Annotated in this window: 20 protein-coding genes and 2 tRNA genes; 12 read left to right on the top strand and 10 right to left on the bottom strand. The window is 69.9% G+C overall.

Annotated features, from left to right (window positions below):
* Positions 1–35 precede the first annotated feature (35 nt).
* Positions 36–2,624: an aminopeptidase N gene (gene pepN, locus QOM21_RS24280; RefSeq protein WP_407553155.1), complete on the bottom strand. Its 2,589-nt coding sequence runs from the start codon at positions 2,622–2,624 to the stop codon at positions 36–38.
* A 111-nt stretch (positions 2,625–2,735) separates the two neighbouring features.
* On the opposite strand from pepN, the gene QOM21_RS24285 reads away from it, so the two are divergent.
* Complete coding sequence (locus QOM21_RS24285) at positions 2,736–3,371, top strand: DsbA family protein (RefSeq protein ID WP_407553156.1); 636 nt, start codon at positions 2,736–2,738, stop codon at positions 3,369–3,371.
* A gap of 156 nt (positions 3,372–3,527) precedes the next feature.
* On the opposite strand, the gene QOM21_RS24290 is transcribed toward QOM21_RS24285, so the two are convergent.
* The 3 genes from QOM21_RS24290 to QOM21_RS24300 all read right to left on the bottom strand — a co-directional run bounded on the left by QOM21_RS24290 (position 3,528) and on the right by QOM21_RS24300 (position 7,510).
* Entirely contained in the window at positions 3,528–4,169 is a 642-nt protein-coding gene (locus tag QOM21_RS24290) for a superoxide dismutase (protein WP_393895527.1), read from the bottom strand.
* A gap of 182 nt (positions 4,170–4,351) precedes the next feature.
* Positions 4,352–5,800, bottom strand: a complete 1,449-nt coding sequence (locus QOM21_RS24295) for an amino acid permease (RefSeq protein WP_407553157.1) — start codon at positions 5,798–5,800, stop codon at positions 4,352–4,354.
* A gap of 294 nt (positions 5,801–6,094) precedes the next feature.
* Positions 6,095–7,510, bottom strand: coding sequence for an amino acid permease (locus tag QOM21_RS24300; protein WP_407553158.1), 1,416 nt, complete (start codon positions 7,508–7,510; stop codon positions 6,095–6,097).
* Between the two features lie 312 nt (positions 7,511–7,822).
* On the opposite strand from QOM21_RS24300, the gene QOM21_RS24305 reads away from it, so the two are divergent.
* Positions 7,823–8,449, top strand: coding sequence for a biotin transporter BioY (locus tag QOM21_RS24305; protein ID WP_407553159.1), 627 nt, complete (start codon positions 7,823–7,825; stop codon positions 8,447–8,449).
* Between the two features lie 97 nt (positions 8,450–8,546).
* Here QOM21_RS24305 and QOM21_RS24310 read toward each other — a convergent pair whose 3' ends face one another.
* A complete protein-coding gene (locus QOM21_RS24310; protein WP_407553160.1) occupies positions 8,547–10,010 on the bottom strand; it encodes an amino acid permease in 1,464 nt (487 codons plus the stop codon).
* 214 nt (positions 10,011–10,224) lie between these two features.
* On the opposite strand from QOM21_RS24310, the gene QOM21_RS24315 reads away from it, so the two are divergent.
* Both QOM21_RS24315 and QOM21_RS24320 read left to right on the top strand, forming a co-directional pair.
* Positions 10,225–10,710: a ribose-5-phosphate isomerase gene (locus QOM21_RS24315; protein WP_407553161.1), complete on the top strand. Its 486-nt coding sequence runs from the start codon at positions 10,225–10,227 to the stop codon at positions 10,708–10,710.
* A 73-nt stretch (positions 10,711–10,783) separates the two neighbouring features.
* Positions 10,784–11,611 carry an Fpg/Nei family DNA glycosylase gene (locus tag QOM21_RS24320; protein ID WP_407553162.1) on the top strand — a complete coding sequence of 276 codons (828 nt, stop codon included), beginning with the start codon at positions 10,784–10,786 and terminating at the stop codon, positions 11,609–11,611.
* A 55-nt stretch (positions 11,612–11,666) separates the two neighbouring features.
* On the opposite strand, the gene QOM21_RS24325 is transcribed toward QOM21_RS24320, so the two are convergent.
* Positions 11,667–12,896, bottom strand: coding sequence for a GNAT family N-acetyltransferase (locus QOM21_RS24325; RefSeq protein ID WP_407553163.1), 1,230 nt, complete (start codon positions 12,894–12,896; stop codon positions 11,667–11,669).
* Positions 12,897–13,023: 127 nt separating this feature from the next.
* Here QOM21_RS24325 and QOM21_RS24330 point away from each other — a divergent pair, with 127 nt between their 5' ends.
* On the top strand, positions 13,024–14,169 hold the full coding sequence (locus tag QOM21_RS24330; protein WP_407553164.1) for a PP2C family protein-serine/threonine phosphatase: 1,146 nt from the start codon (positions 13,024–13,026) through the stop codon (positions 14,167–14,169).
* A gap of 105 nt (positions 14,170–14,274) precedes the next feature.
* On the opposite strand, the gene QOM21_RS24335 is transcribed toward QOM21_RS24330, so the two are convergent.
* A complete protein-coding gene (locus QOM21_RS24335) occupies positions 14,275–15,435 on the bottom strand; it encodes an acyltransferase family protein (protein ID WP_407553165.1) in 1,161 nt (386 codons plus the stop codon).
* Between the two features lie 724 nt (positions 15,436–16,159).
* Between QOM21_RS24335 and QOM21_RS24340 the strand changes: the two genes are divergently transcribed.
* Positions 16,160–16,354, top strand: coding sequence for a hypothetical protein (locus tag QOM21_RS24340; RefSeq protein WP_393895537.1), 195 nt, complete (start codon positions 16,160–16,162; stop codon positions 16,352–16,354).
* On the opposite strand, the gene QOM21_RS24345 is transcribed toward QOM21_RS24340, so the two are convergent.
* Complete coding sequence (locus tag QOM21_RS24345) at positions 16,351–16,731, bottom strand: arsenate reductase family protein (protein WP_407553166.1); 381 nt, start codon at positions 16,729–16,731, stop codon at positions 16,351–16,353. The genes QOM21_RS24340 and QOM21_RS24345 overlap by 4 nt on opposite strands.
* Before the next feature lie 140 nt (positions 16,732–16,871).
* Here QOM21_RS24345 and QOM21_RS24350 point away from each other — a divergent pair, with 140 nt between their 5' ends.
* Positions 16,872–17,237, top strand: coding sequence for a hypothetical protein (locus tag QOM21_RS24350; protein WP_407553167.1), 366 nt, complete (start codon positions 16,872–16,874; stop codon positions 17,235–17,237).
* 93 nt (positions 17,238–17,330) lie between these two features.
* On the opposite strand, the gene QOM21_RS24355 is transcribed toward QOM21_RS24350, so the two are convergent.
* Positions 17,331–17,404: transfer RNA gene (locus tag QOM21_RS24355), tRNA-Gly, on the bottom strand.
* A 244-nt stretch (positions 17,405–17,648) separates the two neighbouring features.
* On the opposite strand from QOM21_RS24355, the gene QOM21_RS24360 reads away from it, so the two are divergent.
* The 5 genes from QOM21_RS24360 to clpX all read left to right on the top strand — a co-directional run bounded on the left by QOM21_RS24360 (position 17,649) and on the right by clpX (position 22,409).
* Positions 17,649–17,725: transfer RNA gene (locus QOM21_RS24360), tRNA-Pro, on the top strand.
* 212 nt (positions 17,726–17,937) lie between these two features.
* Positions 17,938–19,326, top strand: a complete 1,389-nt coding sequence (tig, locus tag QOM21_RS24365; RefSeq protein ID WP_407553168.1) for a trigger factor — start codon at positions 17,938–17,940, stop codon at positions 19,324–19,326.
* Between the two features lie 291 nt (positions 19,327–19,617).
* Complete coding sequence (locus QOM21_RS24370; RefSeq protein WP_407555782.1) at positions 19,618–20,220, top strand: ATP-dependent Clp protease proteolytic subunit; 603 nt, start codon at positions 19,618–19,620, stop codon at positions 20,218–20,220.
* 67 nt (positions 20,221–20,287) lie between these two features.
* The gene (locus QOM21_RS24375) at positions 20,288–20,965 is read left to right on the top strand and encodes an ATP-dependent Clp protease proteolytic subunit (protein WP_393895571.1); all 678 of its coding nucleotides are present in this window, start codon (positions 20,288–20,290) and stop codon (positions 20,963–20,965) included.
* Positions 20,966–21,122: 157 nt separating this feature from the next.
* Entirely contained in the window at positions 21,123–22,409 is a 1,287-nt protein-coding gene (gene clpX, locus QOM21_RS24380; RefSeq protein WP_407553169.1) for an ATP-dependent Clp protease ATP-binding subunit ClpX, read from the top strand.
* A 195-nt stretch (positions 22,410–22,604) separates the two neighbouring features.
* Here clpX and QOM21_RS24385 read toward each other — a convergent pair whose 3' ends face one another.
* Entirely contained in the window at positions 22,605–23,576 is a 972-nt protein-coding gene (locus tag QOM21_RS24385; RefSeq protein WP_407553170.1) for a hypothetical protein, read from the bottom strand.
* Positions 23,577–23,672: the final 96 nt, after the last annotated feature.

The raw sequence follows: 23,672 nt of genomic DNA on the forward strand, positions 1-23,672 counted from the left end.
GTTCGACTGCCGAAAGGGGCTGGTCGGCTCGCGGGTTACGGCCTCGGCGCCGCCGCCGCGTCACAAGCCTGTCCGCGCAGTGCACGGGCCAGATCGTCCCGCTCCTCCAGGACCAGCCGGCGCAGTGCGGGAGCCGCCGCGGCGTGCTCGGACAGCCAGGCGTCCGCGGCGTCCAGCGTCCGCTGCTCCACCTGCCAGGCGGGGAACAGCCCGCGCACCACGGCCATCGCGATCTCGATGGACCGCTCCCGCCACACCCGCTCGATCATCTCGAAGTAGCGCGAGGTGTACGGCGCCAGCAGCTCCTGCTGCCCGAGCTGCGCGAAACCGCTGATCGTCGCCTCCACCAGCGCGTTCGACAGGGTGTCGGACTCCACCACCTCCGCCCACGCCGCGGCCTTGACCTCGGCGGACGGCCGCGCGGCCAGGCAGCGCACCTGGTGGCGCTTGCCGGAGGCGGTGTCGTCGCGGGCCAGCTCGGCGTCGATCGCGGCCTCGTCCGCGACGCCGTGCGAGGCCAGCTGCGCCAGGAACGTCCAGCGCAGCTCCTGGTCCACCTCCAGGCCGTCGATCTTCGCCGTCCCGTCGACCAGGCCCTGCAGCAGCTGAAGATCGGCCGGCGTCGAGGCGACCGAGGCGAAATGCCGGGCCCAGGCCAGCTGGTGGCCGCTGCCGGGCTCGGCCAGCCGCAGCTCGCGCACCGCGCCCTCGGCCAGCTCGCGGCCGGCGCTCTCGCGGCGGTCCGGCGCGGTGTAGTGCTCCCACGCCGTACGGGCCTGGCCGTGCAGCGACTGCAGCACGCCGATGTCGCTCTCCCGGCCCGCGAACCGCAGCACCGAGCCCAGGTAGTCGCGGGCCGGCATCAGCGCGTCGCGGGTCATGTTCCACAGCGCCGACCAGCACAGGGCGCGCGCGAGCGGGTCGGCGATCTCGCCGAGCCGGGCCCGCAGGGTGGCCAGCGAGCCCTCGTCGAAACGGATCTTGCAGTACGTGAGGTCCTCGTCGTTGACCAGGATCACCTCGGGCCGCTCCGCGCCGACCAGCTGGGGCACGGCGGTACGCGCCCCGGAGACATCCACCTCGGCGTGCGCGAAGCGCACCAGCCCGCCGGTCGCGTCCTGGCGCCGGTAGAGGCCCACCCCGACCCGGTGCGGCCGCAGCTCGGGGTGCGAGGGCGCCGCCTCCTGGAAGATGCTCAGCTCCGTGATCCGGCCCTGCGCGTCGTAGGTGGCCTGCGGCGTGAGGGAGTTGACGCCGGCCGTCTCCAGCCAGGCGCGCGACCAGGCCGCCATGTCCCGCCCGGAGGTCTCCTCCAGCACCGACAGCAGATCGTTCAGCTCGGTGTTGCCGTACGCGTGCCGCTTGAAGTAGCGCCGCGCGCCCTCCAGGAACGCCTCCCGCCCCGCGTACGCCACCAGCTGCTTGAGCACCGAAGCGCCCTTGGCGTAGGTGATCCCGTCGAAGTTGAGCTTGGCGTCCTCCAGGTCGCGGATGTCCGCGGTGACCGGGTGGGTGGAGGGCAGCTGGTCGGCGCGGTAGGCCCACGTCTTGCGGCGGTTGGCGAAGGTGATCCAGCCGTCGTGGAAGCGTGTCGCCTCCACCAGTGAGAACGCGCCCATGAAGTCCGCGAACGACTCCTTGAGCCACAGGTCGTCCCACCACCGCATGGTGACCAGGTCGCCGAACCACATGTGCGCCATCTCGTGCAGGATGACGTTGGCCCGGCCCTCGTAGGACGCGGCGGTCACCTTGCCGCGGAAGATGAACTCCTCGCGGAACGTCACACACCCCGGGTTCTCCATCGCGCCGAGGTTGTACTCCGGCACGAACGCCTGGTCGTACTTCCCGAAGGGGTACGGGTAGTCGAAGTGCTCGTGGAAGAAGTCCAGGCCCTGCTTGGTGACGGTGAAGATGTCCTCCGCGTCGAAGTGCTTCGCCAGCCCCTTGCGGCACAGCGCGCCCAGCGGAATCTCCAGCTCGGTGCCGTCGTCGAAGGTGCGGCGGTAGCTGTCCGAGACGTAGTGGTAGGGGCCGGCGACGACCGCGGTGATGTACGTCGAGATCGGCCGCGTCGTCGCGAACCGGTGCCGGCCGCCCTCGGGCCGGCCTTCCTCCGCGCCGTTGCTCAGGACCGTCCAGCCCTCCGGGGCGGTGACCTCGAAGGTGAACGGCGCCTTCAGGTCGGGCTGTTCGAAGTTGGCGAAGACCCGGCGGGCATCGGCCGGTTCGTACTGGGTGTAGAGGTACACCTCGCCGTCCTCCGGGTCGACGAAGCGGTGCAGCCCCTCGCCGGTCCGGCTGTACGCGCACCGCGCGTCGACGACGAGCGTGTTGTCCGCGGCGAGCCCGTCCAGCGCGATCCGGGTGCCGTCGAAGACCGCGGCGGGGTCCAGCTCCCGGCCGTTGAGGGTGACGGAGTCGACCGACGGGGCCAGCAGGTCCGCGAAGGTCGAGGCGCCCGGCTCGGCGCAGCGGAAACGCACGGTCGTACGGGAGCGGAAGGTCGCGGCGTCCAGGCCGCTGTCCACCGCTGAGCGGACATCCAGCGCCACGTCGTACCCGTCGACACTCAGCAGCCGGCCCCGCTCACGGGCCTCGTCCCGGGACAGATTCTCACCTGGCACGACGTGACTCCCTTGTCCTCGTCTCGAATATCGAACACGGGAATCATGGCATGGCAGGCGGGGGTTGAAGCGTTGACGGAACAAGCAGTGGAACGCGCACAAGGAGACGACGTGTCCGAGACGGCCAAGACCCCGGCAGATTTCTGGTTCGACCCGCTGTGCCCCTGGGCCTGGATGACCTCCCGCTGGATGCTGGAGGTGGAGAAGGTCCGCCCGGTGGAGGTGCGCTGGCACGTCATGAGCCTGGCGGTGCTCAACGAGGACCGGCTGGACGAGCTGCCCGCCGAATACCGCGAACTGCTGCGGACCGCCTGGGGCCCGGTCCGGGTCTGCATCGCCGCGGAGGAGGAGCACGGCAGCGAGGTGCTCGGCGCGCTCTACACGGCGCTCGGCACCCGCTTCCACAACGAGGGAAGGGAACGCAACCGCGAGACCATCCTGGACGCCCTCGCGGAGGCCGGTCTCCCGGCGAGCCTGGCCGACGCCGCGGACTCCGACGCCTACGACAAGCAGCTGCGCGCCTCCCACAAGGAGGGCATCGACCTCGTCGGCCAGGAGGTCGGCACCCCGGTCATCGCCGTCCCCGGCTCCGACGGCGAGCAGATCGCCTTCTTCGGCCCGGTCGTCACCCCGGCCCCCAAGGGCGCGGACGCCGCCAAGCTCTGGGACGGCACGCTCATGGTCGCGTCCATCCCCGGCTTCTACGAGATCAAGCGCACCCGCACCCAGGGCCCGATCTTCGACTGACGCAGCCCGAGAGCCCGAGGCCCGGACGGCGGGTACGGGCGAGGCCCCACGAGTCACGTCCTCGTGGGGCCTCGCCTTTTCTCCGCCTGCCGGGTGAAGGTTGAGAAGACGATCACGAGGCAGGGCGTCCGTGGCGGCGCGACGCCGCCGGCGGCGCTACGGCGCCAGGAGCAGGGTGTTCGCGCGGAGCTTGGCGGACGCGTACCGCTTGGCGACGTCCTGCCAGTTGACGACCTGCCACATCGCCTCGATGAAGTCGACCTTCTGGTTCTTGTACTGCAGGTAGAACGCGTGCTCCCAGGCGTCGAAGACCAGGATCGGCACCGAGCCCTGGCCGACGTTCCCCTGGTGGTCGTAGATCTGCTCGACGATCAGCCGGCCGCTGACCGGCTCGAAGGCCAGGACGCCCCAGCCGGAGCCCTGTGTGGTGGCCGCCGCCTTGGTCAGCTGTGCCTTGAAGCCCGCGAAGGAGCCGAAGCTCTCGGCGATGGCGTCGGCCAGCTCGCCCACGCCGTCCTTCTCCAGCGGCTCGCCGCCGCCGTCGCCGGTCATGTTGTGCCAGTAGATGCTGTGCAGGATGTGGCCGGAGAGGTGGAACGCGAGGTTCTTCTCCAGGCCGTTGATACCGCCCCACTGCTCCTTGTCGCGCGCCTCGGCGAGCTGCTCCAGGGTGTCGTTAGCGCCCTTCACGTACGCCGCGTGGTGCTTGTCGTGATGCAGCTCGATGATCTCGGGGCTGATGACCGGGGCCAGCGCCGAGTAGTCGTACGGAAGTTCCGGAAGTGTGTAGGTGGCCATGCCCAGCCTCTCCAACTGCTTACGACTTCTTATTGCGACTGATGTGCAAGAGCACGCTACCAGCAGGAGTGATCACCGGCGGGGCACGGGCCCGGTCCGGTCACAAAGACGGAGGCGGGGCGGGACCTCGGAAGGAGGTCCCGCCCCGCCTTGTGCCGGGAGGCGTCGTGGATCGGCCGGGGTCAGCCCTTGGCCGGCTCCGTTCCCGCGTTCTTGCGCAGCGCCCGCTGCCGCGCCACGCCGACGACGGCCAGCGCCACACCGAAACCGGCCGTGAACAGCAGCTGGATCCGCTGGTTGTCGTCGCGCAGCATCAGCAGCAGGACCGCGGCGATACCCGCGAGCGCGACCCAGGTCAGGACGGGGAAGGCCCACATCTTCACGACGAGCTTCTCGGGCGACTCGCGCTCCAGCCGGCGGCGCATCCGCAGCTGGGCCACCGCGATGAAGCCCCAGACGACGAGGACGGCCGCGCCGACCATGTTGAGGAGCCACTGGAAGACGGTGGTGGGCCACCAGAAGCTGAAGAGGACCGCGAGGAAGCCGAACGCGGAGCAGAGGAGCACCGCGCGGCGCGGCACCCCGCCGCTCACCTTGTTGAGGAACTTCGGCCCCTGGCCGCGGAAGGTCAGCGAGTACGCCATCCGTGACGAGCCGTAGATGTTGGCGTTCATCGCGGACAGCAGGGCCACCAGGATGACCACGTTCATGATCTGGCCGGCGGCCGGGATGTGCAGGTAGTTCAGCACCGCGACGTACGGGCCGTGCTCGGCGATCGAGGCGTTGTTCCAGGGGATGACGGTGACGATGATCGCCATCGAGCCGACGTAGAACAGGGCGATGCGCCACATCGCGGTGCGCACCGCGCCGGCCACACCGCGGACCGGGTCCTTGGACTCGGCGGCCGCGATGGTCACCGTCTCCAGCCCGCCGTAGGCGAAGACCGAGGCCAGCAGGCCGACCATCAGGCCGTCCACGCCCTTGGGCAGGAAGCCGCCGTCACCGGTGAGGTGCGCGGTGCCCGGCGCGTCCGTGCCGGGCAGGACGCCGAAGATGGCGAGCAGGCCCAGGACCAGGAAGATGCCGATCGCGGCCACCTTCAGCGCGGCGAACCAGAACTCGAACTCGCCGAAGTTGCTGACCGCCGCCAGGTTCGTCCCGGTGAAGATCACCATGAACAGCAGCACCCACATCCACGGCTCGGTACCGGGGAACCAGGCGGTCATGATGTCGGCGGCGCCGAGCGCCTCGGCGGCCACCGCCACGCACAGCAGCGCGGTGAACATCCAGCCGACGGTGAAGCCGGCCCAGGAGCCGATCGAGCGTTCCGCGTGCACGGAGAACGAACCCGAGGCGGGGCTGGCCGCGGCCATCTCGCCGAGCATCCGCATCACGAGCATGACCAGGGCGCCCGATATCGCGTAGGCCAGCACGATGGAGGGGCCCGCGGCCGCGATGCCTTCGCGGGAGCCGACGAACAGGCCCGCTCCGATCACACCGCCCAGCGCGATCATCGAGAGGTGGCGCTGCTTGAGGCCGTTGGAGAGCGAGGAGCCGCCGTCCAGGCCGGCGCCCGGGACCGCGTCGGTCTGCTCGCGCGTGGGCGCGGCGGACGAGGGTGTCCGATTCATTCGTACCTGTCCCATGTGGTGAGAGCGGAGCGGGGCGATACTGCGTTCTCCCGGGGCCGCGACCAGGGCGACGGTGGTGCCCGGCCCCCTGGACCCGCGCGAGGCAGCGGGTCGCTCAGGGGCTGCCGACGGCTCAACTCCGGGGGTCCTCGGTGAAGCGCGCTCAGTTTGAGCGCCGGTGTCCGCTCAGGGCAACAGTCGTGCAGCGAATGTTCGGTATTCAGACATGATCGTTACTTTGCGTGTCTGATGAGTCGTCGGTTGGGACGTACGGTGACCGTGCCCGCGCCGGGCTCAGCGGGCGGCGCGTCGGCGGTCCCGCAGTTCCCGCACCGCCGCGACGAGCAGCACCACGGCGGTCGCCCCGGCCGACCACAGCAGCTGCGGGCGGGCGGTGGCGTCGGTCAGCATCAGGACCAGGACCCCGCCCATCGCGAGCAGCGCCGCCCAGGTCAGCCAGGGGAAGGCCCACATGCGCAGGGACAGCGTGTGCGGTGCCTCGCGCTCGATGCGGGGCCGCAGCCGCAGTTGGGAGACGGCGATCAGGCCCCAGACGAACAGCAGCACCGCGCCGACGGCATTGAGCATGTAGAGGAAGACCGAGTCCGGCCACTTCAGATTGAGCAGCACCGAGACGAAACCGAAGGCCACGGAGGCCAGCACGGCCCGGCGCGGCACCCCGCCGCCCGACACCTTCAGCAGCGAACGCGGCGCCTCGCCCCGCTCGGCCAGCGAGAAGACCATCCGCGAGGAGCCGTACAGGTTGGCGTTCAGCGCCGAGAGCAGCGCCACGAAGACCACGATGTTCATGATCTGTCCGGCGCCCGGCACCCCGATGCCGTCCAGCACCGCGACGTACGGGCTCTTGCCCGGCTCCATCGACGACCACGGCAGCAGCGTGACGATGACCAGCATCGAGCCGACGTAGAAGAACAGGATGCGCCAGACAGCGCTGCGCACCGCCCGGCCGACCGCGCGCGCCGGGTCGTCGGACTCGGCGGCGGCGATGGTCACGACCTCCAGGCCGCCGAAGGCGAAGACCACCGCGAGCACACCGGAGATGACCCCGGACCAGCCGTTGGGCAGGAAGCCGCCCTGCCCGGTGAGGTTCGCCAGGCCCACCGGGTCGGTGTCCGGCAGCACGCCGAGGACGGCGAGGACGCCGAGGCCGAGGAAGAGGACGATCGCGGTGACCTTGAGGGTGGCGAACCAGAACTCGAACTCGCCGAAGTTCTTCACCGCGGCCAGGTTGGCGAGGGTGAAGACGACCATGAAGATCAGCACCCAGCCCCACTGGGGGACCGCCGGCACCCAGCCGTTGGCGATCTGCGCCGCGCCGGTGGCCTCCACGGCGAGCACGACGACCAGCAGGAACCAGTAAAGCCAGCCCACGCTGAAGCCGGCCCAGCGGCCCAGCGCGCGCTCCGCGTGCACCGAGAACGCGCCGGAGGCCGGCATCGCCGCCGACATCTCGCCCAGCATCCGCATCACCAGCATCGCGAGCGCGCCGGCGATCAGGTACGACAGCACGATCCCCGGTCCGGCCACCGCGATCCCCGCACCGGAGCCCACGAAGAGGCCCGCGCCGATCACCCCGCCGAGCCCGAGCATGGTCAGATGGCGCTGCTTCAGCCCCGCGGACAGGGGCTCGCGCTCGCCGGCGCGCTCACCGGGAGGGGTCTTCCCGGAGGTGGTCGGTGCATCGTGCATGGTTTCGTACGCTCGCAAGGTGCTTTGGGGGAACTCCACAGGTCTCCGCGGGGCGCTGCCAGTCTCGCCGCACGCCGCGCGCTAGCACAAAACCCGCACCCTGCCCTCGCGTACGCCCGTGATGAGCATCACGTGACCTGCGAAGACGCTCCTCGCCCCGCCACGGCCTGGCATCGTGGCGGTTGTTCGGAACTCTCCAAGCGGGCCACCGGGGCTTTGTCGCCGCCACACGATGATCGCCGGGGCCCCGCTGGACTAACGTCGTCGCGTCCCGTCCTGTCCCGGATCCTTCTCACACCTCGCGGAGTACCGATGAGCACTGAGTCCGCCCTCACCCTCCCCCAGGCTTCGCGCGGGGGAACCCCCATCGGTGCGGTCCTCGCCGATCTGCTGCCCGCCGCCACCGCCTCCCGCGCCCGCGTCCGCGACGCGGCGCTGGTGCTCGGCGGCGCCGCGCTGACCGGCGTAGCGGCCCAGATCGCCGTCCCGGTTCCCGGCTCCCCGGTCCCGGTCACCGGCCAGACCTTCGCCGCCCTGCTGGTCGGCGCCTCGCTCGGCGCCGGCCGCGGCCTGCTCTCCCTCGCGCTGTACGCCCTGGCGGGCCTGGCGGGCATGCCGTGGTTCGCCGGTGGCGCCTCGGGCGCCGGCGGCGCGACCTTCGGCTACATCCTGGGCATGCTGCTGGCCGCCACCGTCGTGGGCGCGCTGGCCCGCCGCGGCGGTGACCGCGGAGTGCTGCGCACGGCCGGAACGATGGCCGCGGGCACGGCCCTGATCTACGCCGTCGGCGTCCCGTACCTCGCGCTGAGCACCGGTATGTCCTTCGGCGAGGCGGTGGCCGTCGGCCTGGTGCCGTTCCTGATCGGCGACGCCCTCAAGGCCGCGCTGGCCATGGGCGCGCTGCCCACCGCCTGGAAGCTGGCCGGCCGCCGCGGCTGAGCCCCCGGGGCCGCCCCTGCGGCCGCGCCCGACGCAGCAGAAGGCGGGGCCCGCACCGAACCGGTGCGGGCCCCGCCTTCTGCTGCGTCGGGCGGCGTTACTTGAGCGCGCCGGTCCCGGGCGCCTCCGCCGCGTCCCGGTCCCGCGGCCTGCGCCGGTCCAGAACCAGCCCGATGGCCAGCACCACGACGGCCGCGACGACCGACAGGATCATCTGCTCCCGCCCGTCCGGGTCGTAGAACATGTAGCCGATGACGAAGACGATCATCCCGATGGTCGCGTACGTCAGCCACGGGTACAGCCACATCCGCACCGTCAGCCGCTCCGGGGTGTCCCGTTCGATGACCCGGCGCATCCGCAGCTGCGAGAAGCAGATGACCAGCCACACGAACAGGGCCACCGCACCGGAGGAGTTCAACAGGAACTGGAAGATGGTGTCCTTCGACGTGTAGCTGAAGATCGTCGCGATGAAGCCGAAGGCGACCGAGGCCCAGATCGCGACCGCGGGCACCCCGCCCTTGTTGACCTTCTTGAACGCCTTGGGCGCGTCGCCGCGCTCACCGAGCGAGAACGCCATCCGGGAGGCGGTGTACAGCCCGGAGTTCAGACAGGACAGCACAGCGGTCAGCACCACGACGTCCATGACCGTGCCCGCGTAGGGGATGTCCAGCGACTTCAGGACCGCCACGTACGGGCTCTTGACCACCGCCGGGTCGTTCCACGGCAGCAGCGTCACGATCACCGCGATCGAGCCGATGTAGAAGATCGCGATACGCCAGATGACGCTGTTGACGGCCTTGCGGACGGCCTGCACCGGGTTCGGCGACTCGCTCGCCGCCAGCGTGACGATCTCGCTGCCCATGAAGGAGAAGACCACCAGCAGCATGCCGGAGAGGATCGCGCCCGGTCCGTTCGGCAGGAACCCGCCGTGCCCGGTCAGGTTCGTCACGCCCACCGGGTCGCCGCCCGGGGGCAGCCCGAAAATCGCCAGCGCGCCGACCGCGATGAAGACGACGATCGCGACGACCTTGATGCCGGCGAACCAGAACTCGAACTCGCCGAACGAGCCGACGGAGATGAGGTTGGTCCCGGTCAGCACGATCATCACCAGCAGCGCCCAGGCCCACTGCGGGACGGCCGGTACCCAGCCGGTGAGGATCGCGGCGGCGGCGGTCGCCTCGACGGCCAGCACGACCGACCAGAAGAACCAGTACAGCCAGCCGATGGTGAAGCCCGCCCAGCGGCCGAGCGCACGGTCGGCGTAGGCGGAGAACGAGCCGGAGGTGGGGGAGGCCGCGGCCATCTCGCCCAGCATCCGCATCACCAGCACGACCAGCAGGCCGGTCAGCGCGTAGGAGAGGAGGATGCCCGGCCCGGCGGCCGAGATCCCCGCGCCGGAGCCGACGAAGAGCCCGGCGCCGATGACGCCGCCGATCGCGATCATCGACAGGTGGCGGTTCTTGAGTCCTGCCTGCAGCCCGTCCTGAGGCTGGCTCCCGGGTCCGCCGCCGGGTTCGCCGGTGGTGGGGACCGTCTTGGTGGTAGGCGGGTGCGCGCCCATGTGCACCGTCCTTGTGTGGTTCACGGAATGGAACTCCCGCATTAGATCTTCGCTAACCCATGGTTTGGAAGGTCTGAATCCGGATCGTTGCATGAAACCCTGGACGGTTACGTCACGCGCTTGCGTACGCAAGGTCGACCAGGGTTTCCATGCGTAGAACCGTAGGAAGACCCAGTCGCGCCTACCCGCACATCGTCATGCCACACTCATGGCCATGCGCGTGTATCTCGGCTCCGACCATGCAGGTTTCGAACTCAAGAACCACCTCGTCGAGTGGCTCAAGGCCAATGGCCACGAGCCCGTCGACTGCGGTCCGCACATCTACGACGCCCAGGACGACTACCCCCCGTTCTGCCTGCGCGCCGCGGAGCGGACCGCGGACGACCCGGACAGCCTCGGCATCGTGATCGGCGGCTCCGGCAACGGCGAGCAGATCGCCGCCAACAAGGTCAAGGGTGTACGGGCCGCGCTGGCCTGGAGCGAGGAGACCGCCAAGCTCGGCCGCGAGCACAACAACGCCAACGTCATCTCCGTCGGCGGCCGGATGCACACCCAGGACGAGGCCACGAAGTTCGTCGAGGCGTTCCTCGCCACGCCGTACTCCGGTGAGGAGCGTCACACCCGCCGCATCGACATGCTGTCGGCGTACGAGGCCACCGGCGAGCTGCCGCCCATCCCCGCCCACCACCCGCAGGGCTGACGCCCACCGCCGTCGCCGCCCGCCCACCCCGGCCGCCGGGGTGGGCGGGCGTGCCCACTGGAGGACCACCCGCATGCCCGAGGGGCACACGATCCACCGCCTCGCGCTGGACCACCGGGACCGCTTCGAGGGCGAGCCGGTCCGGGCGAGCAGCCCGCAGGGAAAGTTCGCCGGCGGCGCCGCGCTGATCGACGGCCAGGTCATGGACACCGCCGAGGCGCACGGCAAGCACCTCTTCCTCGGGTTCGGACCGGCCCGCTGGGTCCACATCCACCTCGGACTGTTCGGCAAGCTCGGCTTCGGCGACGCGCCCGCGCCGCCGCCCACCGACACCGTCCGGCTGCGCCTGGCCGGCTCCCGCCACTACGCGGATCTGCGCGGCCCCACCACCTGCGCGCTGATCACCGACGCCGAGAAGCACGCGATACACGACCGGCTCGGCCCCGATCCGCTGCGCCCCGGGGACGACGGGGAGCGCGCCTGGCAGCGGATCACGCGCAGCCGTACGACCATCGCGGCGCTGCTGCTCGACCAGAAGGTCATCGCGGGCGTCGGCAACGTCTACCGAGCCGAGGTCCTCTTCCGGCACGGCATCGACCCCTACCGGCCGGGCCGCGACCTCACCCGCGCCGAGTGGGACGCCCTCTGGGCGGACCTGGTGCTGCTGATGCGGGAGGGCGTGCGCCACAACCGCATCGACACCGTCCGCCCGGAGCACCTTCCCGAGGCCATGGGCCGCCCGCCACGGGTCGACGACCACGGCGGTGAGGTGTACGTCTACCGCCGCGCCGACGCTCCGTGCCACATCTGTGGCGGCGAGATCCGCACCGCCGGTCTCGCCGCCCGCAACCTCTTCTGGTGCCCCGGGTGCCAGCCGGCGACGGGTGGCCACCGGCCCTGAGCGGCCGGCATCCGGCGCGGAAGGCCGCCCGCGCCGGATGCCCCTCCGTACGGGCCTAGAACCCGTGCGGCAGCCACGGCGCGACGTCGGAGCCGAACGCCACCGACGCCGCCTGCAGCGCACCGGGCCGCAGCTCCTGGACCCGGCCCGCGGCCGCCAGCGCCGACAGGGCGAAGCCGCCCAGATAGGCGGAGCCCAACTCCCGTACCGAAAGCGCCAGATCGGGCGCGTCGGTGGTGCGCGCGCAGGAAGCGCCCTTGGCGTCGCCGCTCAGCCGCCAACGCCCTTCGTTCCAGGGGCAGAACGGGTCCGCGACCTCCAGCACCACATCCACCGGTGTGAGGTACGTCCGCGCCGCCAGCGCCTCGCCCACCTCGACCGGCCGCACGAACAGCGACTCCCGCACCTCGATGCCGCAGCGCCGCATGTCCGCCACCAGGTGCAGCACCGGATCGTCCACCGGCCTGCCGCGCACCGACACCCACGAGGTGAGGTCGATCCCGAACAGATAGCGCCACAGCGCCGCGTACACCACCGGCTCCAGGGCGTCGATCTGCCGCAGGCGCACCGCCCCGCACGGCCCGGCGTGGTCCCACTCCGGGTTGACCGCGTAGCGCGCGTATCCCCGTACCTCGCCGTCGACCTCGGCCACCACGCACTGCAGCTTCCCGGCGCCGTCCCGTTCGCTCTCCGGGTCGTACACGCCCATCCGCTCCCAGCCCGGCCGCCGCGCGAGCATCCCCGGACGGGTCGGCACCAGCTGCTCGTACACCCGCTCGCAGTCGGGCAGCGACTGCGCCGGGTCCACCAGCCGCAGGCGTACGCCGTCGATGCCCGGCAGGTCCGGGGGCGCCAGCCGTAGCGTGTCGACGCCCAGCCGCAGCTCCTGCGTCGCCGCGCCGTAGCCGAACCGGCCGTAGATGGCGGGCTCCGAGGCCGTCAGGACCGCCAGCGACTCACCGCGCGCCCGGACGTCCGCCAGCTGATGGCGCATCATCGAGCGCAGCACTCCCCGCCTGCGGTGCGTCGGCTGGACCGTGACCATCGTGACGCCGGCAGCCGCCACCCGGTCCCCGCCCGGCACCGTCAGCCAGAAGGAGAAGGCCCCGGCCGTGCCGACCCAGTCTCCGTCCGCCCAGGCCCCGAAGGAGCGCGCGACCTCCGTGCGCTCGCGCCAGAGGGCCCGCCCCTCCGGCGGTTCGTGCACCCCGCCGAACGCGAGGTCCACCTTGTCGAACCAGCCATCCCACTCGGCGTCGCGCAGCTCCCGCAGATCTGTCGTCATACGCCATGCCTAGCAGGACACTCTCCGGCCGCGCGACCGCATTTCGAACGCGGTTTCCCGGCAATTGACCTGAGGTCTGTACGGCGAATCGACGCACCGCCGAACGGGTGGCTAAAGTCCCAGAGCGATGACAAACGGCCCGGGAGCGGAACCCCTGACGGCCCGGGTGCACAAAGGCCTGCACCGGGCGCGCATCGGCGTGCGCAAAGCCGGCGTCGACTACTTCCGGGGCGACGGCTCCGACTGGCTCGCGCTGGCCGCCCTCCTCCTGGCCATACCCGCGATCGCGGCAGGCACGCTCTGGCGCCCCGACTGGATCGCCCCCACCGCGCTGGTGCTCCCGGTCATCGCCGGCGGCCTGCTGCTGCGGCCGGCCAACCTCCTCGCCCTGTACGCCACATCGGCCGGCGCGCTGATCGTCGAGGCGGCACTGCTCGGCCCGTACACCGCGGGGCCGGACCGCGTCACACCCGGCACGGTGCTGGTCGTGGCGGCGGTCGGCCTCTTCGGGCTGCTGATCGCGCAGTTCCGCAGCCGGGTCGGGGTGCCCTGGCGGCGTGGCGGGACGATGCTCTTCGACCTGCGCGAACGCATCCGCGTCCAGAGCAAGCTCCCCGAACTGCCCCGGGGATGGCACCGCGAGATGGCCCTGCGCCCGGCCGGCGGCCAGTCCTTCTCGGGCGACTTCGTGGTGGCCTCGCGCACCCAGGGCGGCAACATCCTCGAAGTGGTGCTGACGGATGTCTCGGGCAAGGGCATGGACGCGGCATCCCGTGCGCTGCTGCTGTCCGGGGCCTTCGGCGGCCTCCTCGGCTCCCTGCCGCCGCACGCCTTCCTCCCCGCGGCCAACGGCTATCTGCTGCGCCAGGACTGGGACGAGGGCTTCGCGACCTCCATCCATCTCGTCCTGGATCTGGAGTCGGGGGACTACGAGCTGCTCTCCGCCGGTCATCTGCCGGCTCTCCAGCTGAGCGCGGGCACCGGCCGCTGGGAGGAGAAGTCGGGCGAGGGCCCGCTCCTCGGTGTCTACGACGGTGCCCAGTTCGACCCGGTCAAGGGGACCCTGCGGCCCGGGGACGTGCTGATGATGTTCACCGACGGCCTGGTGGAGGCCGCCGACCGCGATATCGCCGAGGGCATCGACCGGCTGACCGGCGAGGCCGACCGCTACATCGGCGAGGGCTTCGTGGGCGCCGCCTGGCACCTGATCGAGGCCGTCGCCAAGGATGTCAACGACGACCGGGCCCTGCTGCTGATCTGCCGCGACGCCTGAGTCCTGAGCGCGGGCCCTTGAGTCCTGAGCGCGGGACCGGAGCCGGGCCGGCCGTACGGCGACCGCAGCCGCGGCCGCGGGGCGCGGGGGAGGCCCCCACCCCTCTCACAGGCTGACGCGCTCCCGCGCCGTATCGGTCGCGTCCTTGCGGAACGCCCACGCCATCGTCGGCTCCATCGCGAAGCGGAACGCCTTGCGGACGGGTGGTGTGCACAGCGCCGTCACGATCGCTCCCGCGATCAGCGTGACCGCGATCTCGCCGGCAGGGGTGTGCAGCCAGGCGTAGTCGTCGAACCAGCCCCAGAACCGCGAGCCCTTGGCCAGGAAGCCGTGCAGCAGATAGCCGTACAGCGTCCCCGCGCCCAGCACCGTGAACCACATGGGCCGGGTGGGCACCCAGGCGAAGAAGCAGGCCACCAGGACGATCGAGCAGCCGAAGAGGGCCATCGTCATGACCGAGCCGATCCACCAGGTGGTGCCCAACTCCTGAGCGCTGTCGCGGTGGTAGAACCACGCCGACGACATCCGGGGCGCCGCCCAGTACGCCATCAGCAGCGCGCAGGCGAAGACGGGCAGCGAGGCGATGCGCACCGCCCGCCGCTGCACCATCTTGAAGTGCTCGGGCCGCAGGCACAGGCCGAGGACGAAGAACGGCATGAACTGCAGCACCCGTTGGAGATCCAGGTCGTCACCGATGTCGGGTGAGACGGAGGCGAGCACGGCGATGGCCAGCGCGAGCGGCAGCGGCCAGCGCACGACCTTCCAGAGCGGGGTGGTCAGCCGCCAGATGAACAGGGCCACCAGGAACCACGTCAGGAACCAGGGGTCGAGCAGGCTGATCGGATGCCCCGGGTCGTCGTCCGCCCAGCGCTTGAAGAAGGCGTAGGCCGTCTCGAAGAGGATGTACGGGACGGCGACCCCGGTGACCAGACGCTGCAGCCGGTCCTTGCGCATGTCGAAGCTGCGCGAGAAGTAGCCGGAGATGATGATGAACGCCGGCATGTGGAAGGCGTAGACGGTCATGTACAGCGCCTCGGCGCTGCGGCTGCCGTCGGTCAGGGGTTCCCAGACATGCCCCATCGCCACGAGCACGATGGCCAGGTACTTGGCGTTGTCGAAGAAGGCGTCCCGGCCGGCTTTGGGGGCGGGGTCCGGGGTGCGCTCCGGCACGCCGGACGGCTGTGCCGCACGCGCCGTCCGGTCCGCACCCGCCGCCTCCCTGGCCTGAGGGAGCTCACGTCGTGGTGTCGGGGCAGCGTGAAACATCTGAGGCACGATAGCGGCGGTCGGCGAATGCGTAAAACCGCCCGGCAGTAATTCTCTATTTCCCCAGGTGCCTCCACACATATGGCGTGGATAAAAATGCGGCAGACACGAAAAGATCTTTCGTGGACCCCTCCCCACTCCGCCATATCCGCGCACTCACGCGCCCGTGATGTCCGGCTTCGCCCGTCTAAAACGGTCGGTATCCCCCGAGGGAGACCCGGAAGGAATGTCTGATTCCTTTACGCTATGTCCGAATAGCTCGATCCGCTCGCACCGGGCGCAGAGTGACATGGATAACGCCTCACCGGCCCGTGTGATTACGCACGGCGAGTGCCCGCAATTACTGTGACGGATGACACGGGAATTATGGCGGACGCGGCCCGATTGCCGCCGTCCCGGTAATTCACGGCGAGATCCCGCCGACGGCCGCGCCCACGCGCCGCGCGGCTCACCGGCCACTACCGGCCACCGGCAGGGAGGCGATCAGGCCAAATCGCCGACGCCGTTCCCGTGGCCCGGGGCCTTCGTGCGGCGCGGCACACCTCCCCGCCTGCCCGGCCACGCCCGCCTCACACACCTCAGGGGTCGAAACCGGGCAAAGCGTTGGCCGATGATTCGTCACCCACCTCCGGTGGGCAAGGAGTTGGTGGCACGATGGGGCCAGGGGGTGTGCGCGGCATGCTCCCGGGCCGGCGAGGCGTTCCGACCAAGGGTGTGATCAGTTGTGGCTCTTTCACTGTCAGTGGTGCTGCTGTTGGGGATCGTGCTGATCGTTCTGATCAGAGGGAAGTCGATCAAGGCGGGTCCGGCGATCGTCGCCATACTCTTCGGGTTCTTCCTGGCCTCCACCGGCATGGCCCCGTCCATCAACCGGTTCCTCAACTCCCTCGCGGACACGATCAACCACATCACCTTCTAGGCGGTACGCCCGCCCCCGGTACGCCCCATCGCCTCCTTCACGGCCTGCTCGCTGCGTCCCACCAGTGCCGATCCATCGTCCGCGGTGATGATCGGGCGCTGAATCAGCCGCGGGTGCGCCGCGAGCGCAGCGATCCACCTCTCACGTCCGGCGTCGGTCCGCTCCCACGCCGCGACCCCCAGCTCCTTCGCCTCCGCCTCCTGGGTCCGTGTGATCTCCCACGGCTCCAGCCCCAGCCGCTCCAGCACCGCGCGCAACTCCTCCGCGGTCGGCGGGTCCTCCAGGTACTTGCGGACGGTGTACTCCGCGCCCTCCTCGTCGAGGATCTCCACGGCGGAACGGCACTTGGAACACGCGGGATTGAGCCAGATCTCCATGCCCGCCACCCTATTGACCCCCGCACGCCGCGCGAAGGGCGCCCGCGCGGCGGGTCCCGCACGTGTCGCAGGCCCCCGTGGAGGGGGTGAGACTGGAAGGGCAGCGAGTCGGCCGGCAGCGGACCGGCCCTGGAGGAGCCATGACGGCAACGACGCGCAACGACACCCCGGTCATGATCGAAGGTGACGGCGTGGAGCTGCGGACGCGGGAGATCGGCGGAGACATGTCCGTCGCCTTCGTGCGCCTGCCCCGAGGCGCGGACATGGGACCGGCCCTCAAGGGCCTGACGGACGACCTGTGCCAGTGCCCCCACTGGGGCTATCTGCTCAAGGGCCGCCTCAAGATGCGGACCCGGGACGGCGAGCGCGTCTACGAGGCCGGCCAGGCCTTCTACTGGTCACCCGGGCACGCCCCGGAGGCGCTGGAGGACGTCGAATACGTCGACTTCTCGCCCACGGAGGACTTCGCCGAAGTGGTCGACCACATCAAGAACCAGCTGGGCTGACGCCCGAGGGGCCCCGCGGGCCATCCCTGCTGCCCGCGGGAAAAGACTCGGGCCAGGTCGAGGAAATATCCTCTGACCTGGCCCTTTGTCGTATGGAGCGGGCGACGGGAATCGAACCCGCGTAGCCAGTTTGGAAGACTGGGGCTCTACCATTGAGCTACGCCCGCGAGCGCCGCAGGTCGCAGGACCTCGGCACGCAGTGCATCGTAGCGGGTCGGGGCGGTGTGCCGCACACCCGCGGGCGGTTCAGGCCCGCGCCGGGCCCGTTCATCGCGCGTGTGCGCCCCTGGGAGAGAATCGCCGCGAGAGCCTCGGCCGGTCCGTGGGACCGCGACGGAACCCGCCAAGGTGGGCATCTCGATATCGTGCAGCCGGAGCGCCATCAGCCATGTACCCTACGTGTCGCACCGACGGGGTGTGGCGCAGCTTGGTAGCGCGTCCGCTTTGGGAGCGGAAGGTCGTCGGTTCGAATCCGGCCACCCCGACCAGCAGTCCTCAGTTCAGCACTCCGGCATCACTCCGCGGCCGCGGAGGAGCGGCCGTCGAAGATCGCATTGTGGGTGCGATCCTCCTTGCGGTTACTATGCAAGCTGCGTGCCCGTGTGTCTTTGTACCGGGCGCTATCGGCCGGGACCCGGACAACCGGGTGCCGGAAGATCTCAGGCAGAACCCCAGAAGTCAGCCCCAAGGAGACCGAACCGTGAAGAGCGCCGTGGAGACCCTGAACCCGACCCGGGTTCGGCTCACTGTCGAGGTGCCCTTCGAGGAGCTCAAGGACAGCCTCGACGCGGCGTACAAGAAGATCAACCAGCAGGTCACGGTGAAGGGCTTCCGTAAGGGCAAGATCCCGGCCCGCGTCATCGACCAGCGGTTCGGCCGCGGTGCGGTGCTGGAGGAGGCCGTCAACGACGCCCTCCCGAAGTTCTACACCGAGGCGGTCAACGAGGGTGAGCTCAACGTCCTCGGCCAGCCCGAGGTCGACATCACCGAGCTGAAGGACGGCGAGCTGCTGGCCTTCACCGCCGAGGTCGACATCCGCCCCGCCCTGGAGATCCCGGACTACTCCGGTATCGAGGTCGAGGTCGACGCCGTAGAGGTGTCGGACGAGGACATCGACAAGTCGGTCGAGCAGCTCCGTGAGCGCTTCGCCTCGACCAGCCCGGTCGAGCGTGCCGCGCAGGACGGCGACGTCCTGACGCTGGACCTCGAGGCCAAGGTGGACGGCGAGGTCCTGGAGGACGGCGTCGCCCAGGGCGTCAGCTACACCGTCGGCTCCGGTGAGCTCCTCGACGGCATCGACGAGGCCGTCAAGGGCGTCGAGGCCGGCGGCAGCGCCACCTTCACCTCCGAGCTCAAGGGCGGCTCCGCCCAGGGCAAGGAGGCCGAGGTCAAGGTCGACGTCACCGCCGTCGCGGCCCGCGAACTGCCCGAGCTGGATGATGACTTCGCGCAGCTGGCGAGCGAGTTCGACACCTTCGACGAGCTCAAGGCCGACAGCAGCAAGCGCCTCGCCCAGATGAAGAAGTACGACCAGGCCACCCAGGCCCAGGAGAAGGTCCTGGACGAGCTGCTCAAGCTCGTCGAGGTGCCGATCCCCGAGAAGCTGCTCGCGGACGAGATCGAGACCCGCAAGCACAACCTGGTCAACCACCAGCTCGGCCAGATGGGCCTCGACCTCGCCAAGTACCTGGAGATCCAGGGCAAGACCGAGGAAGAGTTCGACGCCGAGACCAAGGAGCAGGCGGAGAAGGGCATCAAGACCCAGTTCATCCTCGATGAGCTGGTCAACAAGGAGAAGCTGAACGTCAGCCAGGAGGAGCTCACCGAGCACCTCATGCGCCGCGCGCAGTCCTCCGGCATGTCCCCCGACCAGTTCGCCCAGGCCGTCGTCGAGGGTGGCCAGGTGCCGATGCTCGTCGGCGAGGTCGCCCGCGGCAAGGCGCTCGCGGTGGTCGTCGAGGCCGCCACGGTCAAGGACACCAACGGTGAGGTCGTCGACCTCGACGACGAGGACGAGACGGCCGAGACCGTCCAGGCCGAGTCCGAGGGCACCGACGAGGCCGCGGCCGAGGAGAAGAACGAGGGCTGAGCCACAGCCCCGGCTCTCCCGAGTCCTGTCCATACGGGCCCGAACACGCACGTGCGCGTGTTCGGGCCCGTATGTCATCGCCCTCCGGTGAGCCTGCGCTCACAGCGAACAGTTCTCAATGCGGGATGGCGTTGTCCGACCTGCGCGTTAGGGTCCGTAGATAGGAGGGCAGGGGAGTCCCTGAAACCGCGCCGGGGGCAGCACACGGCGCCGATCCCCGCGCCCCAGAAGACGACGCTGAGACGGTCTCGAGCCGTCCGACAACGAGCAGGTGGACACGTGACGATCCCGATGCCTTCCGCCGCCGCTGAGCCGACCTTCGGTGGCCTCGGCGACCAGGTCTACAACCGGCTGCTCGGCGAGCGGATCATCTTCCTCGGCCAGCCGGTCGACGACGACATCGCCAACAAGATCACCGCGCAGCTTCTTCTCCTCGCCGCGGACCCGGAGAAGGACATCTTCCTCTACATCAACTCTCCGGGCGGCTCGATCTCGGCCGGTCTGGCGATCTACGACACCATGCAGTACATCAAGAACGACGTGGTGACGATCGCGATGGGCCTCGCCGCCTCGATGGGGCAGTTCCTGCTGAGCGCCGGCACCCCGGGCAAGCGCTTCGCGCTGCCGAACGCCGAGATCCTCATCCACCAGCCCTCCGCGGGCCTGGCGGGTTCCGCGTCGGACATCAAGATCCACGCCGAGCGGCTGCTGCACACCAAGAAGCGGATGGCCGAGCTGACCGCCTTCCACACCGGTCAGACCGTCGAGCGCATCACCCACGACTCCGACCGCGACCGCTGGTTCTCCGCCGACGAGGCCAAGGAGTACGGCCTCATCGACGATGTGATGACCTCCGCCGCAGGCGTTCCGGGCGGGGGCGGCACCGGGGCCTGAGCCCCGTACCACTCGCCCCACAGCCACCCCAGCCCACTTGATCGCCACCAGGACGGTGAACACCACGATGAACAACTTCCACGGCAGCGGCCTGTACGAGGGCGCGGAGTCCGAGTTTTCCGGCCCGCGCGCCGAGTCCCGCTACATCGTTCCGCGCTTCGTCGAGCGCACCTCGCAGGGCGTGCGCGAGTACGACCCGTACGCGAAGCTCTTCGAGGAGCGGGTGATCTTCCTCGGCGTGCAGATCGACGACGCGTCGGCCAACGACGTCATGGCGCAGCTGCTGTGCCTGGAGTCGATGGACCCCGACCGTGACATCTCGATCTACATCAACTCGCCCGGTGGCTCCTTCACGGCGCTCACCGCGATCTACGACACGATGCAGTTCGTCAAGCCCGACATCCAGACGGTCTGCATGGGCCAGGCGGCCTCCGCCGCGGCCGTGCTGCTCGCGGCCGGCACCCCCGGCAAGCGGATGGCGCTGCCGAACGCCCGGGTGCTGATCCACCAGCCGTACAGCGAGACCGGCCGCGGTCAGGTCTCCGACCTGGAGATCGCCGCCAACGAGATCCTGCGGATGCGTTCGCAGCTGGAGGACCTGCTGGCCAAGCACTCCTCCACGCCGATCGAGAAGATTCGGGACGATATCGAGCGTGACAAGATTCTGACCGCCGAGGAGTCCTTGGCGTACGGTCTGGTCGACCAGATCGTCTCGACGCGGAAGTCGTCCGTCTCCATCGGATAGCGGGCTTCGCTCGTGAGCCGGAGAGTCGCCCCCTTGGATCGAGTGAACCCAGTCGGTTCAAGGGGGGCCCGTACGGGGGGCCCGGCAAGGTACCGTCGATAGGCAAGCACCCGGGTCCGTGGAGCAATGCGGATCCCAGGCGAAGGGGAAGCACCTCGTGGCACGCATCGGTGACGGCGGCGACCTGCTCAAGTGCTCGTTCTGCGGAAAGAGCCAGAAGCAGGTGAAGAAGCTCATCGCGGGACCTGGTGTGTACATCTGCGACGAGTGCATCGACCTCTGCAACGAAATCATCGAGGAGGAACTCGCCGAGACCTCCGAGGTGCGGTGGGAGGAACTCCCCAAACCGCGGGAGATCTACGAGTTCCTGAACGGCTACGTCGTCGGCCAGGAGCCCGCCAAGAAGACGCTCTCGGTCGCCGTGTACAACCACTACAAGCGGGTGCAGGCCGGCGAGAACGGCGGTGGCCGCGGCGACGAGGGCATCGAGCTCGCCAAGTCCAACATCCTGCTGCTCGGCCCGACCGGCTCGGGCAAGACGCTGCTGGCGCAGACTCTCGCCCGGATGCTCAACGTCCCCTTCGCCTTCGCCGACGCCACGGCGCTGACCGAGGCCGGCTATGTCGGCGAGGACGTCGAGAACATCCTCCTCAAGCTGATCCAGGCCGCGGACTTCGACATCAAGAAGGCCGAGACCGGCATCATCTACATCGACGAGATCGACAAGGTCGCCCGGAAGAGCGAGAACCCGTCGATCACGCGTGACGTCTCCGGCGAGGGCGTGCAGCAGGCCCTGCTGAAGATCCTGGAGGGCACCACCGCCTCCGTGCCGCCGCAGGGCGGCCGCAAGCACCCGCACCAGGAATTCATCCAGATCGACACGACGAACGTGCTGTTCATCGTGGGCGGCGCGTTCGCCGGCCTGGAGAAGATCATCGAGTCGCGCTCCGGGGCCAAGGGCATCGGCTTCGGCGCGACGATCCGCTCCAAGCGCGAGATCGAGTCCAAGGACCAGCTCCAGGAGGTCATGCCGGAGGACCTGGTGAAGTTCGGGATGATCCCGGAGTTCATCGGCCGTCTCCCGGTCCTCACCTCCGTCCACAACCTCGACCGTGAGGCCCTGCTGCAGATCCTGGTCGAGCCGCGCAACGCGCTCGTCAAGCAGTACCAGCGCCTCTTCGAACTCGACGGCGTGGAGCTGGACTTCGACCGCCCGGCCCTGGAGGCCATCGCCGACCAGGCGATCCTGCGCGGCACCGGCGCCCGTGGTCTGCGCGCCATCATGGAAGAAGTCCTGATGTCGGTGATGTACGAGGTCCCGTCCCGCAAGGACGTCGCCCGCGTCGTCATCACCGAGGACGTGGTGCACTCCAACGTCAACCCGACGCTGGTGCCCCGCACCCGCAACGGTGAGTCGGGCGAGCCCCACGAGAAGAGCGCGTAGCACCCCGAGCCACACACGGAGCCGCCCGGCAGCGAACTCGCTGCCGGGCGGCTCCGTGTCGTGACGGACGTGGGGAGGCGCAGCTGGCGCCACCGGTACTCCGGTCACCGCGGCGGCCCGCAGGCCGGCATGCGAAAGGCGCTCGACGAGGCATCCTCATCGAGCGCCGTGCAGCGTCAGGACCGGGCGGTGCCGCTACTTCTCCTGGCGGACCTCGTTGCGGATCTGCGCGGTCTTCTCGGCGAGGTCCTCGGCGCCGGGCGTCGATGAGGTGGCGGCCCCGGAGGTGGAGGGGGCGGCCGCCATCTGGACGACGCCGAGGGCGCTGTTGTCGCCCCAGATGCAGGTGGAAGCGGTGACGGGCACGGTCACGCCGCCCCGCGAGACCGTGATCTTCTGCGTCCGGCACTTCATCACCGTGCCGTCGAAGCCCTCCGGCGAGTACTCCGTTGACGGGGTGACGTCCTCGATCTTGGCGCTGCCCATCGACTTCTTCTGGTTCGCGTCGACCTTGGCGAGCATCTGGCTCACGGCGCCCTCGGGGTCGGCGATGTTGCCGTAGAGGCCGATCACGGTCGCCGTCAGGCCGCCGTCAGCGGTGTACTTGCCTTGGACGCCCTTGCTGTTGGTGATCCCGAGGGCCTTGGCCTCCTTGTCGTTCGAGAAGTCCTCGGTCCCCGCTCCCGTGGGACCCGGCGCCTTGGAGAACTGCGAGTTCAGCAGCTTCTCCGGCAACGAGATCGTGTACGGCGCCACCTCCCCGCCCGAGCCGAAGACGAAGTACGCGCCCACGGCGATCGCCGCGACGACGGCGATGCCGCCGGCGATGAGGCCGATCTTCTTGCCGTTGCCGCCCGTCTCGGGCGGGGCCGGGGGGATCATGCCGTAGGGCGTCTGCTGACCGCCGTACGGGGCCTGCTGGCCCTGCTGGGGGTAGCCGTAGCCGGGCTGCTGGCCCTGCTGGGGGTAGCCGTAGCCCTGCTGCGGGGGCACTTGGCCGCCCTGCTGCGGGTAGCCGTAACCGGGCTGCTGCGGGGGGACCTGGCCGCCTTGCTGGGGGTAGCCGTAACCAGGCTGCTGAGCCGGCGGCTGCTGCGGCTGGCCGTACGGGCCGGGCTGCTGGGGCTGTTGCCCGTACGGGCCGGGAGGCGGCTGGTTGTAGCTCATGGAGCGGTTCCCCTCGTGACAACTGGTGACAGCTGGTGTCGATGCGATGACGACATCCTGTACGACGCCACCGACAGCCGCTGCCCCGGGGGCCAA

The organism is Streptomyces sp. Pv4-95, from assembly GCF_045782725.1.
In the GTDB taxonomy this organism is placed as follows: Bacteria; Actinomycetota; Actinomycetes; order Streptomycetales; family Streptomycetaceae; genus Streptomyces.

Coding starts and splice junctions, on each gene's coding strand:
- QOM21_RS24290 (WP_393895527.1), bottom strand. CDS start 4,169: ATGGCCACCTACACACTTCCGGAACTTCCGTACGACTACTCGGCGCTG.
- QOM21_RS24295 (WP_407553157.1), bottom strand. CDS start 5,800: ATGAATCGGACACCCTCGTCCGCCGCGCCCACGCGCGAGCAGACCGAC.
- QOM21_RS24300 (WP_407553158.1), bottom strand. CDS start 7,510: ATGCACGATGCACCGACCACCTCCGGGAAGACCCCTCCCGGTGAGCGC.
- QOM21_RS24305 (WP_407553159.1), top strand. CDS start 7,823: ATGAGCACTGAGTCCGCCCTCACCCTCCCCCAGGCTTCGCGCGGGGGA.
- QOM21_RS24310 (WP_407553160.1), bottom strand. CDS start 10,010: ATGGGCGCGCACCCGCCTACCACCAAGACGGTCCCCACCACCGGCGAA.
- QOM21_RS24315 (WP_407553161.1), top strand. CDS start 10,225: ATGCGCGTGTATCTCGGCTCCGACCATGCAGGTTTCGAACTCAAGAAC.
- QOM21_RS24320 (WP_407553162.1), top strand. CDS start 10,784: ATGCCCGAGGGGCACACGATCCACCGCCTCGCGCTGGACCACCGGGAC.
- QOM21_RS24325 (WP_407553163.1), bottom strand. CDS start 12,896: ATGACGACAGATCTGCGGGAGCTGCGCGACGCCGAGTGGGATGGCTGG.
- QOM21_RS24330 (WP_407553164.1), top strand. CDS start 13,024: ATGACAAACGGCCCGGGAGCGGAACCCCTGACGGCCCGGGTGCACAAA.
- QOM21_RS24335 (WP_407553165.1), bottom strand. CDS start 15,435: ATGTTTCACGCTGCCCCGACACCACGACGTGAGCTCCCTCAGGCCAGG.
- QOM21_RS24345 (WP_407553166.1), bottom strand. CDS start 16,731: ATGGAGATCTGGCTCAATCCCGCGTGTTCCAAGTGCCGTTCCGCCGTG.
- QOM21_RS24350 (WP_407553167.1), top strand. CDS start 16,872: ATGACGGCAACGACGCGCAACGACACCCCGGTCATGATCGAAGGTGAC.
- QOM21_RS24370 (WP_407555782.1), top strand. CDS start 19,618: ATGCCTTCCGCCGCCGCTGAGCCGACCTTCGGTGGCCTCGGCGACCAG.
- QOM21_RS24375 (WP_393895571.1), top strand. CDS start 20,288: ATGAACAACTTCCACGGCAGCGGCCTGTACGAGGGCGCGGAGTCCGAG.
- QOM21_RS24385 (WP_407553170.1), bottom strand. CDS start 23,576: ATGAGCTACAACCAGCCGCCTCCCGGCCCGTACGGGCAACAGCCCCAG.